15 protein-coding genes are annotated in these 16,910 nt (G+C 70.2%); all 15 read right to left on the bottom strand.

The window, feature by feature from the left end:
* Positions 1 to 11 precede the first annotated feature (11 nt).
* Complete coding sequence (locus ABT147_RS32335; RefSeq protein ID WP_257563659.1) at positions 12 to 299, bottom strand: YggT family protein; 288 nt, start codon at positions 297 to 299, stop codon at positions 12 to 14.
* Between the two features lie 59 nt (positions 300 to 358).
* Entirely contained in the window at positions 359 to 1,000 is a 642-nt protein-coding gene (locus ABT147_RS32330; protein WP_257546418.1) for a cell division protein SepF, read from the bottom strand.
* 125 nt (positions 1,001 to 1,125) lie between these two features.
* Positions 1,126 to 1,845: a YggS family pyridoxal phosphate-dependent enzyme gene (locus tag ABT147_RS32325; RefSeq protein WP_351412786.1), complete on the bottom strand. Its 720-nt coding sequence runs from the start codon at positions 1,843 to 1,845 to the stop codon at positions 1,126 to 1,128.
* Positions 1,846 to 1,850: 5 nt separating this feature from the next.
* On the bottom strand, positions 1,851 to 2,591 hold the full coding sequence (pgeF, locus tag ABT147_RS32320; protein WP_351412783.1) for a peptidoglycan editing factor PgeF: 741 nt from the start codon (positions 2,589 to 2,591) through the stop codon (positions 1,851 to 1,853).
* On the bottom strand, positions 2,588 to 3,778 hold the full coding sequence (gene ftsZ / locus ABT147_RS32315; RefSeq protein ID WP_351412781.1) for a cell division protein FtsZ: 1,191 nt from the start codon (positions 3,776 to 3,778) through the stop codon (positions 2,588 to 2,590). The genes pgeF and ftsZ overlap by 4 nt, the downstream gene beginning before the upstream one ends.
* A gap of 279 nt (positions 3,779 to 4,057) precedes the next feature.
* Complete coding sequence (locus ABT147_RS32310) at positions 4,058 to 4,855, bottom strand: cell division protein FtsQ/DivIB (RefSeq protein ID WP_351412779.1); 798 nt, start codon at positions 4,853 to 4,855, stop codon at positions 4,058 to 4,060.
* Between the two features lie 60 nt (positions 4,856 to 4,915).
* Positions 4,916 to 6,013: an undecaprenyldiphospho-muramoylpentapeptide beta-N-acetylglucosaminyltransferase gene (gene murG, locus ABT147_RS32305; protein WP_351412777.1), complete on the bottom strand. Its 1,098-nt coding sequence runs from the start codon at positions 6,011 to 6,013 to the stop codon at positions 4,916 to 4,918.
* Between the two features lie 6 nt (positions 6,014 to 6,019).
* Positions 6,020 to 7,369 (bottom strand): putative lipid II flippase FtsW, encoded by a 1,350-nt coding sequence (gene ftsW / locus ABT147_RS32300; protein ID WP_351412774.1) that lies wholly within the window; start codon positions 7,367 to 7,369, stop codon positions 6,020 to 6,022.
* An 88-nt stretch (positions 7,370 to 7,457) separates the two neighbouring features.
* Positions 7,458 to 8,885, bottom strand: a complete 1,428-nt coding sequence (gene murD, locus ABT147_RS32295) for a UDP-N-acetylmuramoyl-L-alanine--D-glutamate ligase (protein WP_351412772.1) — start codon at positions 8,883 to 8,885, stop codon at positions 7,458 to 7,460.
* Positions 8,867 to 9,940, bottom strand: a complete 1,074-nt coding sequence (mraY, locus tag ABT147_RS32290) for a phospho-N-acetylmuramoyl-pentapeptide-transferase (RefSeq protein ID WP_351412770.1) — start codon at positions 9,938 to 9,940, stop codon at positions 8,867 to 8,869. Before mraY ends, murD begins: the two co-directional genes overlap by 19 nt.
* On the bottom strand, positions 9,937 to 11,352 hold the full coding sequence (locus ABT147_RS32285) for a UDP-N-acetylmuramoyl-tripeptide--D-alanyl-D-alanine ligase (RefSeq protein ID WP_351412767.1): 1,416 nt from the start codon (positions 11,350 to 11,352) through the stop codon (positions 9,937 to 9,939). The genes mraY and ABT147_RS32285 overlap by 4 nt, the downstream gene beginning before the upstream one ends.
* Positions 11,353 to 11,356: 4 nt before the next feature.
* Positions 11,357 to 13,024: a UDP-N-acetylmuramoyl-L-alanyl-D-glutamate--2,6-diaminopimelate ligase gene (locus ABT147_RS32280; protein WP_351412764.1), complete on the bottom strand. Its 1,668-nt coding sequence runs from the start codon at positions 13,022 to 13,024 to the stop codon at positions 11,357 to 11,359.
* Between the two features lie 79 nt (positions 13,025 to 13,103).
* Positions 13,104 to 15,080 (bottom strand): peptidoglycan D,D-transpeptidase FtsI family protein, encoded by a 1,977-nt coding sequence (locus ABT147_RS32275; protein ID WP_502983197.1) that lies wholly within the window; start codon positions 15,078 to 15,080, stop codon positions 13,104 to 13,106.
* Positions 15,077 to 15,688, bottom strand: a complete 612-nt coding sequence (gene ftsL, locus ABT147_RS32270; RefSeq protein ID WP_351412762.1) for a cell division protein FtsL — start codon at positions 15,686 to 15,688, stop codon at positions 15,077 to 15,079. The genes ABT147_RS32275 and ftsL overlap by 4 nt, the downstream gene beginning before the upstream one ends.
* A 111-nt stretch (positions 15,689 to 15,799) precedes the next feature.
* On the bottom strand, positions 15,800 to 16,756 hold the full coding sequence (gene rsmH, locus ABT147_RS32265; RefSeq protein ID WP_351412760.1) for a 16S rRNA (cytosine(1402)-N(4))-methyltransferase RsmH: 957 nt from the start codon (positions 16,754 to 16,756) through the stop codon (positions 15,800 to 15,802).
* Positions 16,757 to 16,910 lie beyond the last annotated feature (154 nt).

Below are 16,910 nucleotides of genomic sequence, written 5' to 3'. Positions count from 1 at the left end.
TCTCACATCGCTCACATCGCGCTCCGCACAAGCGTGATCAGGATGTAGACGATGATCATCAATACGAAGAAGGACAGGTCGAGCGCCACGCCCCCGAGACGCAGCGGCGGAATGAACCGCCGCAGAAGCTTGAGCGGTGGATCAGTGACAGTGTAGGTGGCCTCCAGAACGACCACCATCGCCTTGCCGGGTTGCCATGAGCGGGCGAACTGGAAGACGTAGTCCATCACCAACCGGAAGATCAACACGATGAGGAAGCACATCAGCGCGATGTAGATGACATCCAGAACCACGCTCATGACCTGCGCTTCCCTCTCCCCTGTTTCCTGTGCCGTGCTGTTCGTTCCGGTGGTGCGTCTCAGCTCTGGTTGAAGAACCCGCCCTCTGCGATACGGGCCTTGTCCTCCGCCGTGACATCGACGTTAGCAGGCGACAACAGGAACACCTTCTGCGTCACCCGCTCGATGCTGCCGTGAAGACCAAACACCAAACCGGCCGCAAAGTCGACAAGTCGCTTCGCATCTGTGTCGTCCATCTCAGTCAGATTCATGATCACCGGGGTGCCCTCACGGAAGTGTTCCCCGATGGTACGGGCCTCGTTGTAGGTCCGTGGGTGCAACGTGGTGATCCGGTAAGGCTCTCGCTCGGACACGACCTTGGGCATGATCACCGGTGCGTTCTTCTCCAGACTCGAACGTTCTTGTGTGATGGACGCCACGGGTGCGATCCGGGCGGGTCGCACCGATTCCGCGGGGAGCGAAGTGGCGTGCGACACCGGTTCGCGTTGCACCGGCGGCTGCACCACTCGTACCGATTCGTCCCTTTGGGACTGATGTGGCTGGTGCGCCTGATGTACCGGCTCATGCCGGCGGTGGTCCCGCTCGGGCTCCGGGTCGAGCTCGGGCTCGAAGTCGTCATCGGGGTCGAAGCCCCTGCCGTCGTACCCATCGTCCTCCACGAGGCCGAGGTAGACCGCCATCTTGCGCATCGCGCCGGCCATGCTCTGAGTCCTCCGCTCTGTGGTGGATCGACGACTTCCCAAGTGCCCGCGATCCACGAGGTCGTTGCGCCCGCCTCTCGACGGAATGACCATATTTTCTGCTGTGGTCCGACTTCTTGGCGACGTTACCCGAGCCTGGGACGGACTCCGAGTACCGCAGTGCCGACGCGTACATGTGTCGCTCCGGCCGCCACGGCCTCCTCGAGGTCCGCACTCATCCCTGCGGAGACCATGTTGGCAGCCGGATGGGCTCGGCGCAGGTCCGTCGACAAATCAACCAGCCGCTCGAAGGCGGCCCGTCGGCGTCCGGCGTACTCCCCGGTGAGCGGCGCGACGGTCATCAGACCATCGACCCGCAGTCCCGGCGCACCGGCCAGGAGGTCGGCCAACTCTTCGATTCCGTCCGGCCCGACACCCCCCCGCTCCCCCCGGCCGCCCTCATCGGCGTCGAGCGCGACCTGGATGAGACATCCCACCTCACGCCCGGCCCGAACGGCCTCTTTCGACAGAGTCGTGACAAGCCTGGAACGATCGACGGACTGCACGAGATCCACATAACCCACCACGGAACGGACCTTGTTGGTCTGCAACTGCCCCACGAAGTGCCACACAAGGGGCAGATCCGAACATTCGGCAGCCTTGGGCGCCGCGTCCTGGTCCTTGTTCTCGGCGACATGTCGCACGCCGAGTTCCGACAGGATCCTCACATCGCTCGCGGGATAGGTCTTGGTGACCACGATCAGGGTCACCTCGTCCCGCTTCCGCCCCGCGGCCGCGCACGCCGCCGCGATGCGCTCCTCCACCTTCGCCAGGTTTCCGGCGAGTTGTGCCCTACGGTCCGTCATGCCCATCAGTCCAGCCAGACATATCCCGCGAGTCGCCCCGTGGCGCGGTCGCGGCGGTACGAGAAGTGGTCGCGCGACTCCAGCGTGCACACCGGCGACTGCTCCCGGTCGTGCACCCCGAGGCGCTCCAGCTGTGCGTGCACTCCGGCGCACACATCGACCGAGGGCGTGCCCCAACTGGTCTCGGCGTACGCCGCCGGCTCGACGGTGGCCACCTCGGCGCGCATCGCTTCGGGCACTTCGTAACACCGGCCGCAGACGGCGGGTCCGGTGCGGGCGACGATCCGGGCGGGGTCGGCGCCGAGGTCGGTCATGGCACGTACGGCGGCGGGGACGACCCCGGCGACCAGGCCGGGCCGGCCCGCGTGGGCGGCGGCCGCGACCCCGGCGACGGGGTCGGTCAGCAGGACGGGCACGCAGTCGGCGGTGAGGACGGCGAGCGCGAGACCGCGCCGGGTGGTGACGAGCGCGTCGACGGAGGGGATGTCGCCGGAACCAGGACCGGAGCCCCACGGTCCGTCGACCACGGCCACGTCCGCGCCGTGCACCTGGTTCATCCAGACGACCCGGTCCGGCCCCAGGCCCAGGGACTTGGCCGCCAGCTCCCGGTTCTTCGCCACGGCGTCGGCGTCGTCCCCGACCGCCCCGCCGAGATTGAGCTCCTCATACGGAGCGGCGCTCACCCCGCCCCACCTGTCGGTGAAGGCGAAGTGCGCGCCGCTCGCGTTCTCGCGCTGTCCTATCACTTGAGGAAGTCCGGCACGTCCAGCTCCTCCGCCGCGCTGTCCGTGTAGGACCGGGACGGCGGGACCGGCGGGGCGACCGGGGCCTCGTTCACCGGCTCCGGGGCGGGCGCCGGCTCCTCCTTCGGCTTGACGCTGCCGAGCGAGCCGAAGGACGGGCGGGACTCGGCCGGCCGTACCGGTGCCGGCTCCTCGCGCTTGGCCGCGGCCGAGCCGAGGATGTTGTCCCGCTTGGCCGGGGGCTGCCCCCCGTCGAAGCCGGCCGCGATGACCGTGACCCGGACCTCGTCGCCGAGCGCGTCGTCGATGACCGCGCCGAAGATGATGTTGGCCTCGGGGTGAGCGGCCTCGCTGACCAGCTGGGCGGCCTCGTTGATCTCGAACAGGCCGAGATCGGAGCCACCGGAGATGGAGAGCAGCACGCCCCGGGCGCCGTCGATGGAGGCCTCCAGGAGCGGCGAGGAGATCGCCATCTCGGCGGCGGCCACCGCACGGTCGTCGCCGCGGGCCGAGCCGATGCCCATGAGAGCCGAACCGGCCTCGGACATCACGGACTTGACGTCGGCGAAGTCGAGGTTGATCAGACCGGGGGTGGTGATGAGGTCGGTGATGCCCTGGACACCGGAGAGCAGGACCTGGTCGGCCGACTTGAACGCGTCCAGAACGGAGACCTGGCGGTCCGAGATGGACAGCAGCCGGTCGTTCGGGATGACGATGAGGGTGTCGACCTCCTCACGGAGCTCGGCGATGCCGTCCTCGGCCTGGTTGGCGCGGCGGCGGCCCTCGAAGGTGAAGGGGCGGGTGACCACGCCGATGGTGAGGGCGCCCAGTGAGCGGGCGATGTTGGCCACGACGGGCGCGCCGCCGGTGCCGGTGCCGCCGCCCTCGCCGGCCGTCACGAAGACCATGTCGGCCCCCTTGAGGACCTCCTCGATCTCCTCGCGATGATCCTCGGCCGCCTTGCGGCCGACGGCCGGGTTGGCGCCGGCGCCGAGTCCGCGGGTGAGTTCCCGGCCGACGTCGAGCTTGACGTCGGCGTCGCTCATCAACAGAGCTTGCGCGTCGGTGTTGATGGCGATGAACTCGACGCCCTTGAGACCGACCTCGATCATCCGGTTGATGGCATTGACACCACCGCCGCCGACACCGATGACTTTGATGACTGCGAGGTAGTTCTGCGGTGCTGCCACGTCGAAGGCCTCTCGCCTCGAGTTACGTGTCGCCGCTTCGCGAGGTACCCGCGACGCGACGACTGATGCCGAAGTGGGACGGTCCGAACGCCGACCCGAACCCTAACGCTGAAGTTTAGGGTTACCAGTGTGACTGTTCCTTGGACTCTTCCGAACAGGACACTAAGTCGACAAGTGGCGCACGTTCAACGAACACGCCGAACCTCCCGTTTTTCTTTTCACCCTATGTGATCAGCCATAGCGCTGCCCAACCAGGGTGCTGGCCTGCACGGATGGGCGTCAACTCCCTGATGACGCGGGCGCGGTGGGGACGCTCACGTCGAAGTGCCCCGCGTCCGGGGCTGCTTTCATCAGGGCGGTGAGCGCGCGCGCCTTCGCGCGCCCCTTCTCCGCACTCCCCCACGCGACCGTACGGTCTCCGGTCAACTCCAGCGAGATGGAGTCATAGGAACGGACCTTGACGACAAGGGTCTCGTGCGCGATCGCGGCCGGAATGGCACCGGCGGCCCGCACGGCCTCCCGTACGAGCCGGTCCTCGTCGAATCGCCGCAGACTGGCGGCGGAGGAACCCGACCGGGACATCGACAATTCGAGCAGGGGAACGCCTTCCGGGGCGCGCGAAACCGTGGCAAAACGCACACCCTTCGCGTCCACTTCGACGTACTTGCCCGCATTTCCGGCCGCTTCGACAATCAGGACGGCGGTACGCTCGCTCACTTTCAGCCCGATTCCATGGGGCCAGGAACGGACGACCTCGACGGAGTCGATCCGGGGCAATTCCCTGAGCAGCCGTGACTCGATCCCGTCGAGGTCGACGGAGACCAGTGGATCGCCGAGCGGCACATCGGCGACCCCGCGCACCTGATCCTCGGTCAGCACACGGGTGCCCGACACGGACACCTGCTCGGCCCGCAGCCACGAGGAGCCGTACAGGGTCCAGACCGAGGCGCCGCCGACCAGCAGCAGGGCGACCGCGGCGGCGATCAGTGCCCGGGGGCCGGGGAGCCGCCGGCGCGGCGGCGGGCCGGAGTCAAGATCCTCGTCCGCGCCGCGTTCGGCGGTCGTCGGTCCGGCCACGCGCACTCCCTCTCCTGGCTCGGTCCGCCCCCCGGGGCGGCTCACTCGCCGTTCCGTCCCCTAGCGGTGTCCACGCTTGGCGGCGATCGCCTCGTACACCATCCCGACGAGCAGGTCGTCGGCGTCCCGGCGGCCGAACTCGCTGGCCGCGCGGGACATCTCGTACAGCCGGTGCGGGTCGGCGAGGACGGGCAGCACGTTCTGCTGCACCCACTGGGGCGTCAGTTCCGCGTCGTCGACCAGCAGTCCGCCGCCGGCCTTGACCACCGGCTGGGCGTTGAGCCGCTGTTCGCCGTTGCCGATGGGCAGCGGGACGTAGGCGGCCGGGAGCCCGACGGCGGAGAGTTCGGCGACGGTCATCGCGCCCGCGCGGCAGAGCATCATGTCGGCCGCGGCGTACGCGAGGTCCATCCGGTCCACGTACGGTACCGGGACGTAGGGGGGCATTCCCGGCATCTGGTGCACCTGCGGCAGTTCGTTCTTCGGCCCGACCGCGTGCAGGATCTGGATCCCGGCCTGCTGGAGGTAGGGCGCGACCTGCTGGACGACCTCGTTGAGGCGGCGGGCGCCCTGGGAGCCGCCGGAGACCAGCAGGGTCGGCAGGTTCGGGTCGAGGCCGAACAGGGCGCGGGCCTCGGGGCGGGCCGCGGCCCGGTCCAGGGTGGCGATGGCGCGGCGCAGCGGGATGCCGATGTAGCGGGCGTCGCGGAGCTTGCTGTCGGGGGTGGAGACGGCGACCTGGGCGGCGTACCGGGAGCCGATCTTGTTGGCGAGGCCGGGGCGGGCGTTGGCCTCGTGGACGACGATCGGCACCCCGAGGCGCTTGGCGGCGAGATAGCCGGGCAGGGCGACATAGCCGCCGAAGCCGACGACGGCGTCCGCCTTGGTGCGCTCCAGGATCTGCTCGGTCGCCTTGATCGTGCCGCGCAGCCGGCCGGGCACGGTGATCAGCTCGGGGGTGGGCTTGCGTGGCAGGGGTACGGCGGGGATCAGCGCGAGTTCGTAGCCGCGCTCGGGGACGAGGCGTGTCTCGAGGCCGCGCTCCGTGCCCAGGGCCGTGATGCCCACGGTCGGGTCCTGCCTGCGCAGGGCGTCCGCGAGGGCGAGCGCGGGCTCGATGTGACCGGCGGTTCCGCCACCGGCGAGTACGACATGCACCGAAATTCACCGCTCTCCGGACGAACGTGCCGAGGCACGCCGTCGCATCGTGTTCCATCTCCCGGGCCCCGAAGGGCCGCCGCCACGCTTTCTACCAAAGCGGGGTTGCCGCATGGCAAGCGCCGCCCGCGCTGCGGGCTCGTCGCGCGCGAACGCGATCAGCAACCCGATGGCGAACATGGTCGGCAGCAGGGCGGAACCCCCGTAGGAGAACAGCGGGAGCGGGACTCCGGCGATCGGCAGCAGACCGAGCACCGCACCGATGTTGATCACTGCCTGAGCGGTGATCCAGGTGGTCACGCCTCCCGCGGCATACCTGACGAAGGGGTCCTCCGTGCGTCCGGCCACGCGGATACCCGCATAGCCTAGAGCCGCGAAGAGGGCGAGCACCGACAGCGTCCCCGCGAGGCCCAGTTCCTCACCGGTGACGGCGAAGATGAAGTCGGTGTGCGCTTCCGGGAGTTGGCCCCATTTTTCCACACTGGCGCCGAGCCCGGAGCCGAAGATTCCACCCGAGGCCAGGGCGTAGATGCCATGCACGGCCTGCCAGCAGTCGGCGCCGTCCGTACGGGGTTCGGTGGCTCCGATGCAGGCCAGACGGGCCATACGGTTGTCGCTGGTCGTGATCAGGATGAAGCCGATGAGCCCGGCGATGGACAGCACGCCCGTGAACAGCCGAGTCGGCGCCCCGGCCAGCCACAGCAGGCCGAACAGGATCGCCGTGAGAATGATCGCGGTGCCCATGTCACCGCCGATCATGATCAGCCCGAGGAGCATGAACGCCACCGGAACGAGCGGCACGAGCATGTGCTTCCACTGGGTGAGCAGCCGCTTGTCCTCCTTACGGGCCAGCAGATCCGCGCCCCACAGCACCAGCGCCAGCTTTCCGAACTCGCTGGGCTGGATCTGGAAGGAGCCGCCGATGGCGATCCAGTTCTGGTTGCCGTTGATCGACTGCCCTATCCCCGGCACTTGAACCAGGGCCATCAGGAACACACAGCCGGCCAGGATCGGATAGGCCAGCGCGCGGTGCAGTTTGACCGGCATCCGCGAGGCCAGGAGCAGCAGCGCGGTGCCGATCGTCGCCGCGAGGAACTGCTTGCGGAAGAAGAAGGTCCCCGGGAGCGACTTCTGCAACGCCGTGATCTGAGAGGCCGAGTAGACCATCACCAGCCCCAGCACGGTGATCAGCAGGCTGCCGCCGAGGATCAGGTAGTAGGCGGTCAGCGGCCGGTCCCAGGCCTTCCGGGCCCGGGTGAGGAACCGCCGCACGGGGTTCTCGCGCGGCGGCCGGGAGACGGGCGGCCGCCGGGTGACGCGCTGGAGGGGCGCGCGGCTCGTACGGCTACTCGGCATCGGGGGCGCCTTCGCCGCCGACCGACCACATCCGTGTCACGCGTCCCTCCCAGTCTCACCCGGCGCCGCCAGGCGAAGCCGGGCCGGGTCAGCCGTCCGCAGGGGAGAGTTCGCGCACAGCCTCCGCGAACGCGTCCCCGCGCTTGTTGTAGTTGACGAACATGTCCATCGACGCGCAGGCCGGCGCCAGGAGCACCGTGTCGCCCGTCCGTGCCAGCGTCCGCGCCTCGCGGACGGCGGCGGACATCGCCCCAGTGTCGGTCCGGTCGAGGTCGACGACCGGCACTTCGGGGGCGTGTCGCGCGAGCGCTTCCCGGATCAGCGCGCGATCCGCGCCGATCAGTACGACGCCCCGCAGCCGCCCGGCCGCACCGGCGACGAGTTCGTCGAAGGTCGCGCCCTTGGCGAGTCCGCCGGCGATCCACACGATCGACTCGTACGCCGCCAACGAGGCCTGCGCCGCGTGCGTGTTGGTGGCTTTGGAGTCGTCGATGTACGCGACGCCGTCCACGTCGGCCACGTGCGCGATGCGGTGCGCGTCCGGGGTGAAGGCCCGCAGCCCGTCCCGTACGGCCGCGGCGGGCACCCCGAAGGCGCGGGCGAGGGCCGCCGCCGCGAGGGCGTTGGCGATGTTGTGCGGGGCCGGCGGGTCGACGTCCGCGACCTCGGCGAGTTCCTGGGCGTTCTTCTGCCGGTTCTCGACGAAGGCGCGGTCGACCAGGATGCCGTCGACGACGCCGAGTTGGGAGGGCCCGGGCGTGCCGAGCGTGAATCCGACGGCCCGGCAGCCCTCTTCGACGTCCGCCTCGCGCACCAGGTCCTCGGTGGCCTTGTCGGCCACGTTGTAGACGCAGGCGACCCGGTTGCCCTCGTAGACGCGGCCCTTGTCGGCGGCGTACGCCTCCATGGAGCCGTGCCAGTCGAGGTGGTCGGGGGCGAGGTTGAGGACCACGGCGGAGTGGGCGCGCAGGGAGGGCGACCAGTGGAGCTGGTAGCTGGACAGCTCCACCGCCAGGACGTCGTACTGCTCGTCGCCGAGGACGACGTCCAGCAGCGAGACCCCGATGTTGCCGACGGCGGCCGTGCGCAGGCCCGCCGCCGTCAGGATCGAGGCGAGCATCTGGACGGTCGTGGTCTTGCCGTTGGTGCCGGTGACGGCCAGCCAGGGGGCCGCGTCAGGGCCCCGCAGCCGCCAGGCCAGTTCGACGTCGCCCCAGATCTCCAGACCGGCCGCGCGGGCCGCCGAGAACAGCGGCTTGTCCGGCTTCCAGCCGGGGGTGGTGACGACGAGTTCGGTGCCCTCCGGCAGGGTCGCGCCGTCGCCGAGGCGGACGGTGATGCCGAGCGCCTCCAGTTCGGCGGCCTGCGTCCGGGCGCGGTCGTCGTCGCCGTCGTTGACGACCGTGACGGCCGCGCCGAGGCCGTGCAGGACCTTGGCCGCCGGGATACCGGAGACGCCGAGCCCGGCGACGGTGACGCGCTTGCCCTGCCAGTCGGTCACTTCTCGGCCGCCCATCCCGCGTAGAAGAGGCCCAGTCCGACGATCACACAGATGCCCTGGATGATCCAGAAGCGGACCACGACAAGGACCTCGGACCACCCCTTGAGCTCGAAGTGGTGCTGGAGGGGTGCCATACGGAAGACGCGCTTGCCGGTGAGGCGGAACGAGCCGACCTGGATGACGACCGACATGGTGATGAGGACGAACAGACCGCCGAGGAGCGCGAGGAGCAGCTCGGTGCGGGAGCAGATCGCGAGACCGGCGAGCGCGCCGCCGAGGGCCAGCGAGCCGGTGTCACCCATGAAGATCTTGGCCGGCGAGGTGTTCCACCACAGGAAGCCGAGACAGGCGCCCATCAGCGCGGAGGCGACGATCGCCAGGTCGAGCGGATCTCGTACCTCGAAGCAGGCCGCCGGGTTGGTCAGCGTCTCCGTGTTGGCGCAGGACTCCTGGAACTGCCAGACGCCGATGAAGGTGTAGGCGCCGAAGACGAGGACGGAGGCGCCGGTGGCGAGGCCGTCCAGACCGTCGGTCAGGTTCACGCCGTTCGACATGGCGAGGATCATGAACAGGGCCCAGATGACGAACAGCACCGGGCCGATGGTCCAGCCGAAGTCCTCGACGAAGGAGATCTTGGTGGAGGCCGGCGTCTGGTCGCGGGCGTCCGGGAACTGCAGCGCGAGGACCGCGAAGCCGATACCGACGATCAGCTGGCCTGCCATCTTGGCCTTGGCCCGCAGACCGAGCGAACGGCGCTTGACGATCTTGATGTAGTCGTCGAGGAAGCCGACGAGGCCCATGCCGCCCATCAGGCCGAGCACCAGCAGACCGGAGAAGGTCGGCGTGTAGCCCGTGATCAGCTTGGACAGGAAGTACGCGGCGATCGTCGCCAGGATGAAGGCGATACCGCCCATCGTCGGCGTACCGCGCTTGCTGCCGTGCGTGCGCGGGCCGTCGTCGCGGATGTACTGGCCGTAGCCCTTGCGGGCCAGCAGCTTGATCAGCAGCGGGGTGCCGACCAGGGTCAGGAAGAGGCCAATGACTCCCGCGAACAGGATCTGCTTCATCATCGGGCGGCAACCTCACCCTCGTTGCCGCTGTCGAGCAGCGCCTGCGCCACGCTCTCGAGCCCGACCGACCGGGACGCCTTCACGAGTACGACGTCTCCCGGGCGCAACTGACTGCGCAACAGGTCGACCGCCGCCTGTGCGTCGGACACGTGCACCGACTCCTCACCCCACGAACCCTCGTTATATGCGCCCAGTTGCAGCCAGGACGCTTCCCTGCCCCCGACCGCGACGAGCTTGCCGACATTGAGCCGGACGGCGAGCCGTCCGACCGCGTCGTGCTCGGCGAGCGATTCGTCCCCGAGCTCGGCCATCTTGCCGAGCACCGCCCAGGTCCGCCGCCCCTTGCCCATGGCCGCGAGCGCGCGCAGGGCCGCTCGCATGGACTCGGGGTTCGCGTTGTAGGCGTCGTTGACGACCGTCACGCCGTCCGGGCGCTCGGTGACCTCCATGCGCCAGCGGGAGAGGGAGCCCGCCTCGGAGAGCGCGGTGGCGATCTCACTTACGGACATGCCCAGCTCATGGGCGACGGCGGCCGCGGCGAGCGCGTTCGACACGTGGTGCTCACCGTACAGGCGCATGGTCACATCGCTTGCACCGGAGGGTGTGTGAAGCCTGAACGCGGGCTGTCCCGCGTCCGTGAGCGTCACGTTCTCGGCGCGTACGTCCGCTTCGCCGGACTCTCCGAAGAGGAGCACCCGGGCCTTCGTACGGGACGCCATGGCCCGGACCAGGGGGTCGTCGGCGTTGAGGATCGCGGCGCCGCCCTCGCTCGCCGGGGGAAGTGCCTCCACCAGCTCGCCCTTGGCCTGCGCGATCTGCTCGCGGCCGCCGAACTCGCCGATGTGGGCGGTGCCGACGTTCAGCACGAGGCCGACCTTCGGCGGCGTCAGGTCGGTGAGGTACTTGATGTGGCCGATGCCCCGGGCGCCCATCTCCAGGACCAGGAAACGGGTTTCCTCCGTGGCGCTGAGCGCGGTGAGGGGCAGCCCGATCTCGTTGTTGAGGGAGCCGGGCGTGAACACCGTCGGGGCCTTGGTCCGGAGCACCTGGGCGATCAGGTCCTTGGTGCTGGTCTTGCCCGCGGAGCCGGTGAGGGCCACGAGGGTCGTGCCGAGCTTCTCGACGACGTGCCGGGCGAGGGCGCCGAGCGCTGCCTGGACGTCGGTCACGACGATCGCGGGCACGCCGACGGGACGGGACGCCAGCACCGCTGCCGCACCCGCCTCGACGACCGCGGCCGCGAAGTCGTGTCCGTCCACGCGCTCGCCCGCGAAGGCGACGAAGAGGCTGCCGGGCTCCACCTCGCGGGAGTCCCGGACGACCGGTCCGGTGACCCGCGCCGACGGATCCGGTATGTCGTGCGTCTGCCCGCCGACGACTTCTGCGATCTCGGCGAGAGAGAGGGCGATCACAAGTTCATCCCTGGGTCTGCTGGATAGCTTCGCGAAGCACCTGGCGGTCGTCGAAGGGACGGACCACGCCGGCGATGTCCTGGCCCTGCTCATGGCCCTTGCCCGCGACCAGCACGGTGTCGCCCGGCCGCGCGCGGGCCACCGCCGCGGCGATCGCGGCGGCCCGGTCCTCGAAGAGGAGGACCTCGCCGCGCTCGTGCGACGGCACGGACGCCGCGCCTTCGAGCATGGTCGCGAGGATCGCGAGGGGGTCCTCGGAGCGGGGGTTGTCGGAGGTCAGTACGGCGGTGTCGGAGAGCCGGGCCATGGCGGCGCCCATCGGCCCGCGCTTGGTCGTGTCCCGGTCGCCGCCGCAGCCGAGGACGACGTGCAGGTTGCCCTCGGTGACCTTGCGCAGCGCCTTGAGGACCGACTCCACGGCGTCCGTCTTGTGGGCGTAGTCGACGACCGCGAGATACGGCTGACCGGCGTCCACGCGCTCCAGCCGGCCCGGCACGCCGGGGACGGCGGCGATACCGTCGGCGGCGGTCTGCGGGTCGATCCCGGCGACGGCCAGCGCGACGACGGCCGCCAGCGTGTTGGCGACGTTGAAGGTGCCCGGCAGCGGCGACCTGGCGGTGATCCGCTCGCCCTTGGGGCCGACCGCCGTGAACGTCGAGTCCATCGGCCCGACCCGGACGTCCTCGGCGCGCCAGTCGGCGTCGGGGTGCCCCTCGGCCGAGAACGTGACGACCGGGACCGTGGCCTCGTCGACGAGCCGGCGACCGTACTCGTCGTCGACATTGACGACGCCGAGCCTGCTGCGTTCCGGTGTGAAGAGCCCCGCCTTGGCCTGGAAGTAGTCCTCCATGCCGGAGTGGAACTCCATGTGTTCCGGGCTGAGGTTGTTGAAGACCGCCACGTCGAAGACGCAACCGTCGACTCGGCCGAGGACCAGCGCGTGGCTGGAGACCTCCATGACGACCGAGTCGACACCGCGTTCGCTCATGACCGCGAACAGGGCCTGGAGGTCGGTGGCTTCGGGCGTGGTCCGCTCGGACTTGATGCGCTCGTCGCCGATGCGCATCTCGACCGTGCCGATGAGGCCGGTGGAGCGGACGGTCCTCAGGCCGCCCTCGACCAGGTACGCGGTGGTGGTCTTGCCGGAGGTGCCGGTGATGCCGATCTGGAGCAGATCGCGGCCCGGCCGGCCGTAGATCGTGGCCGCCAGTTCGCCCATCCGCGCGCGGGGGTTCTCCACGACGAGCGCGGGGAGTCCGGCGGCGGCGGCACGCTCGGCGCCGCTCGGGTCGGTGAGCACGGCGACGGCGCCGAGGCCGACCGCCTGGTCCACGAAGTCGGCGCCGTGCAGACGGGCACCGGGCAGGGCGGCGTACAGATCGCCGGGGCGGACGGCACGCGAGTCATGGGTGATGCCCGTGACCTCCGCGACGCCCCCCGGCTGCTCGGCACCCACCTGGCCGGCGAGCTCCGCGAGGGGTGTGGCGGAGACCTGGGTCGGCCTGGGCGGTCCCGGATATGTCACAGGAACGCCCTTCTGGGTGGTTTGGGACTGATCAGCGTGTGGCACGGCGGTGAGCGTACCGGGCGCACCCCCGCCGGAGCGAAGCGAGGGTTTGTGCGAGCGGGGCCGTGGTGCTTGGTTCCCGGGGTCGGGAGTGATCATGGTCACGAGTCGGTTCCTGGCTGGTTGCGCTGGTCGGCGGGCGGATCGGCAGGTCGTCGGGAGGCGGGTGGCCTGGTCGCGGGCCTCAGGGGGTGAAGGCGACGGGCAGATTCGCGGGCTTCGCCCCGGTGGGCGGGACCTGGAGGGTCTTCAGGGCGAACTCCATGACCTCCTTGTAGATGGGTCCGCAGATCTGGCCGCCGAAGTAGTTGCCCTTGGTGGCGTTCTGGATCGCGCAGTAGACGGTGATCCTCGGCTTGTCGGCGGGCGCGAACCCGGCGAACGACGAGGTGTAGCCGCGGTATCTGCCGGTGGCCGGATCCACACGGTTGGCCGTACCCGTCTTGCCCGCGACCCGGTAGCCGGGGATGCGTGCCTTCGTGCCCGTACCCTCCTCGTCGTCCACCACGGACTCCAGCATCCGGGCGAGGGTCTTCGCCGTCTTCTCGCTCACGACCCGCGTCTTCCCGGGCTTGGGAGAGGGGGTGAAGCGGCCGTCCGGACCCTTGGTGCCCCGGACGAGGGTCGGCTCCACGCGTACGCCGCCGTTGGCGATCGTCGAGTAGACGGAGGCCGCCTGCATGGCGTTTATCGACACGCCCTGGCCGAAAGGGATCGTGTACTGCTGGGAGGTCGACCAGTCGCCGGGCGCGGCGAGGATGCCCTTGGTCTCGCCGGGGAAACCGAGGCCGGTGGGGTCGCCGATGCCGAACTTGCGCAGGTAGTTGTAGAGGATCTTGTTGGACTCCTGCTGGTTCCTGCCGAGTTCGCCGGTGGCGAGGATGGTGCCGATGTTGCTGGACTTGGCGAGGACGCCGTTGAGCGTCAGGTACCAGGTCGGGTGGTCGATGTCGTCCTTGAAGAGCCGGTCGCCGCGGTGCAGCCGGTTGGGCACGGTGACGTGCGTGCCGGGCGTGGCGACGTTCTCCTCCAGGACGGCGGCCATCGACATGACCTTGGCGGTGGAGCCGGGCTCGTAGGCGTCCTGGAGGGCCGCGTTGCCGAGCGCGTCCGGGTTCGCCTTCGTGAGGTCGTTGGGGTCGAAGCCGGGCGAGTTGGCCATCGCGAGGATCTCGCCGGTGCGGGTGTCCTGCACTATCACGTAGCCGCGGTCGGCCTTGGACTTCTTCACCTGCTCGGTGATGGCGTTCTGCGCGGCCCACTGGATGTCGCGGTCGATGGTCAGCTCGACGTCGGAGCCGGCCACGGCGGGGGTCTCGGTGGAGCCCGCGGTGGGCACCAGACGGCCGCCGGACTGGGCGTAGCGGATCTTGCCGTCCTTGCCCGCCAGACGGTTGTTCAACTGCTGCTCGATGCCGCCCCCGCCCTTGCCCTCGGAGTTGACCCAGCCCAGTATCCCGGCGGCGAGATCGCCGTTGGGGTACACGCGCTTGCTGCTGGGCTCCTGGAAGACGCCGGCCAGGACGTTGACCGTGCCCTTCTCCTCCCTGGCCCGCTGGACGAGCGCGGACTTCAGATCACTGATCTGGTTCCAGACCTGGGGGGTCTGGCGGCGGGCGAGCAGCACATAGCGCGTGTTCTTGGTGCTCAGCCTCTTGGTGAGCGTCTCCTGGTCCGCGCCGAGGATCGGGGCGAGGAGCGCGGCGGCCTGCTCGGGCCCGTCGTCGACCTTCAACTGCTCGCGCGTGAACATCGTCGGGTCGGCCGTGATGTCGTTGGCGTCGGTGCTGATCGCCAGGTCGACGCCGTTGCGGTCGGTGATCCCGCCGCGTTCGGCGGCCAGCACCCGGCCGACGTAACGGTTGCGGTCGGCCTTGGCGGCGTACTCGCTCGCGTCGACGGCCTGCACCTGGAGCAGCCGCACGACGAAGGCGATCATCACCAGGGTCAGCGCGAGACTCACCATGCGCAGCCGGGGGCGCGGGCTGCCCAGGCGGATGGTGCGCGCGGCCGGCTGCCGGGGCGAGGCGGGGCGGCGCTGCGCGGTGGGGCGGGCGCCGGGGCCCGGCCGGCGCTGTTGGCCGCCCGGACGCACGGGCCGGGCGGGTCCCGGTACGCGGCGGCGGGGGGGCTGCCTGCCTGAATCGGCCACTTCCGTCACCTGCCGGGGGTCGTCGGGAGCTGGGGGGAGTGCACGGACGCGCCGATGGGGGTGGGGGTCGCGGTCGGCGTGGGGGTGGGAGTGGGGGTGGGGGTGGCCGCAGGCGCCGGAGTCTGCCTCTGCGCCGACGGCGTCGGAGTCGGAGTCGGAGTCGGAGTCGCCGAGGGCGTGGGGGTCGGGCTCGTGGGCGGGCCGGGGTCGAGGATCTCGGGCGCGAGGACGAGCGGCATACGGGCCACGGACTGCTGGGCGGCGCTCGGTACGCCCTTGACCGTGCCGTCGGGGTCCAGGAAGGCCGGGTCGCCGCCGGGGACCATGCCCAGCTCGCGGGCGCGGCGCTGGAGGGCGTCGGGCGCGGAGTAGGCGTCCACGTCCCGCTGGAGCGCCTGTTCCTCGTCGGTGTAGCTCTTCACGTCGTCCTGGAGGTCGTCGAGCTTGAACGAACCTTCACTGAGCGCGGAGTTCAGCACGAGGAGGGCGATGAGGCCGCCGCCCAGGAGCAGGACGACGAGGAGGACGAACGGGGTGCGCGCGGCGCCCTTGGGCCGGGTGGGCAGGAGCCGCGCGAGACGGGCGGCCCGGCCTCTCAGTTCGGGTTTCCTGCTCACGAGGCCTCCTTGTGAGTTCGGTTTCCGGACTCACTCACCGTCCCCGCGAGTTCGCTTGTCGGACTCACTCACCGTCCCCTTCACACACCGTGTGCGGCCGCCTCGTACGCCTCATTCGAGGTTCTCCCGTACGCGTTCCGCCCCGCGCAGACGCGCGGGGGCGGCGCGCCGGTTCTCGGCGACCTCTTCCTCGGTGGGAAGTTCGGCACCACGGGTGAGGAGCTTGAGCCTCGGCTGATAGCGCTCGGGGACGACGGGCAGTCCGGGGGGCGCGGTGGTGGCGGCGCCGGCCGCGAGCACCTGCTTCACCAGACGGTCTTCGAGGGAGTGGTACGACAGCACGGCGATCCGGCCGCCGACCGCGAGGGCCTTCACGGCGGCGGGAATCGCCCGTTCCAGGACGGTGAGTTCGCCGTTGACCTCGATGCGCAGCGCCTGGAAGGTGCGCTTGGCGGGGTTGCCGCCGGTGCGCTTGGCCGCCTGCGGCAGGGAGTCGCGGATCAGTTCGACGAGGCGGGCGCTGTCGGTGAAGGGCTCCTTGTCGCGCTCGCGCACGATCGCGGAGACGATCCGCTTGGCCTGCTTCTCCTCGCCGTACGCCCTGAGGATCCGCACGAGTTCGCCCGGCGCGTAGGTGTTGAGGACCTCGGCCGCGCTGATGCCGGTCGTCTGGTCCATCCGCATGTCGAGGGGGGCGTCCTGGGCGTACGCGAAGCCCCGGTCGGCCTCGTCGAGTTGCATGGAGGAGACGCCGAGGTCGAACAGGATGCCCTGGACGCGCGGGAGGCCCAGGCGGTCGAGGACGTCGGGGAGTTCGTCGTAGACGGCGTGCACGAGGGTGGCGCGCTCGCCGTAGGGGGCAAGCCGTTCGCCGGAGAGGCGCAGGGCCTCCTTGTCGCGGTCGAGGGCGACGAGCCGGGCCTCGGGGAACCGGGTGAGGAGGGCCTCGCTGTGGCCGCCGAGGCCGAGGGTGCAGTCGACCACCACCGCGCCGGGCTCCGTGAGGGCCGGGGCCAGCATGTCCAGGCATCGCTGGAGCATGACGGGGACGTGGCGGCTGTTGCTCAAGGGGCCCTCTCAGGTCCGGCGCGAGCCGCACGTACGCGCCGCGCACGCGGGGAGATCGCCGGGCTGTCACCGGATCTCCTGGGGATTTCAGTCCAGCGGGGGGCCTCGCCTCCCGCTCCGCGTCACTCTAGTCCACGGCTTCTCGCGGTCAATC

This window comes from Streptomyces sp. NPDC001868, from assembly GCF_040297125.1.
Classification (GTDB): Bacteria; Actinomycetota; Actinomycetes; order Streptomycetales; family Streptomycetaceae; genus Streptomyces.
This window is presented reverse-complemented; position numbering and strand designations above follow the sequence as displayed.

What these genes read in the sequence shown, in the direction of transcription:
- ABT147_RS32335 (WP_257563659.1), bottom strand. Translation starts at nt 299, where the DNA reads ATGAGCGTGGTTCTGGATGTCATCTACATCGCGCTGATGTGCTTCCTC.
- ABT147_RS32330 (WP_257546418.1), bottom strand. Translation starts at nt 1,000, where the DNA reads ATGGCCGGCGCGATGCGCAAGATGGCGGTCTACCTCGGCCTCGTGGAG.
- ABT147_RS32325 (WP_351412786.1), bottom strand. Translation starts at nt 1,845, where the DNA reads ATGACGGACCGTAGGGCACAACTCGCCGGAAACCTGGCGAAGGTGGAG.
- ftsW (WP_351412774.1), bottom strand. Translation starts at nt 7,369, where the DNA reads ATGCCGAGTAGCCGTACGAGCCGCGCGCCCCTCCAGCGCGTCACCCGG.
- murD (WP_351412772.1), bottom strand. Translation starts at nt 8,885, where the DNA reads ATGGGCGGCCGAGAAGTGACCGACTGGCAGGGCAAGCGCGTCACCGTC.
- mraY (WP_351412770.1), bottom strand. Translation starts at nt 9,940, where the DNA reads ATGATGAAGCAGATCCTGTTCGCGGGAGTCATTGGCCTCTTCCTGACC.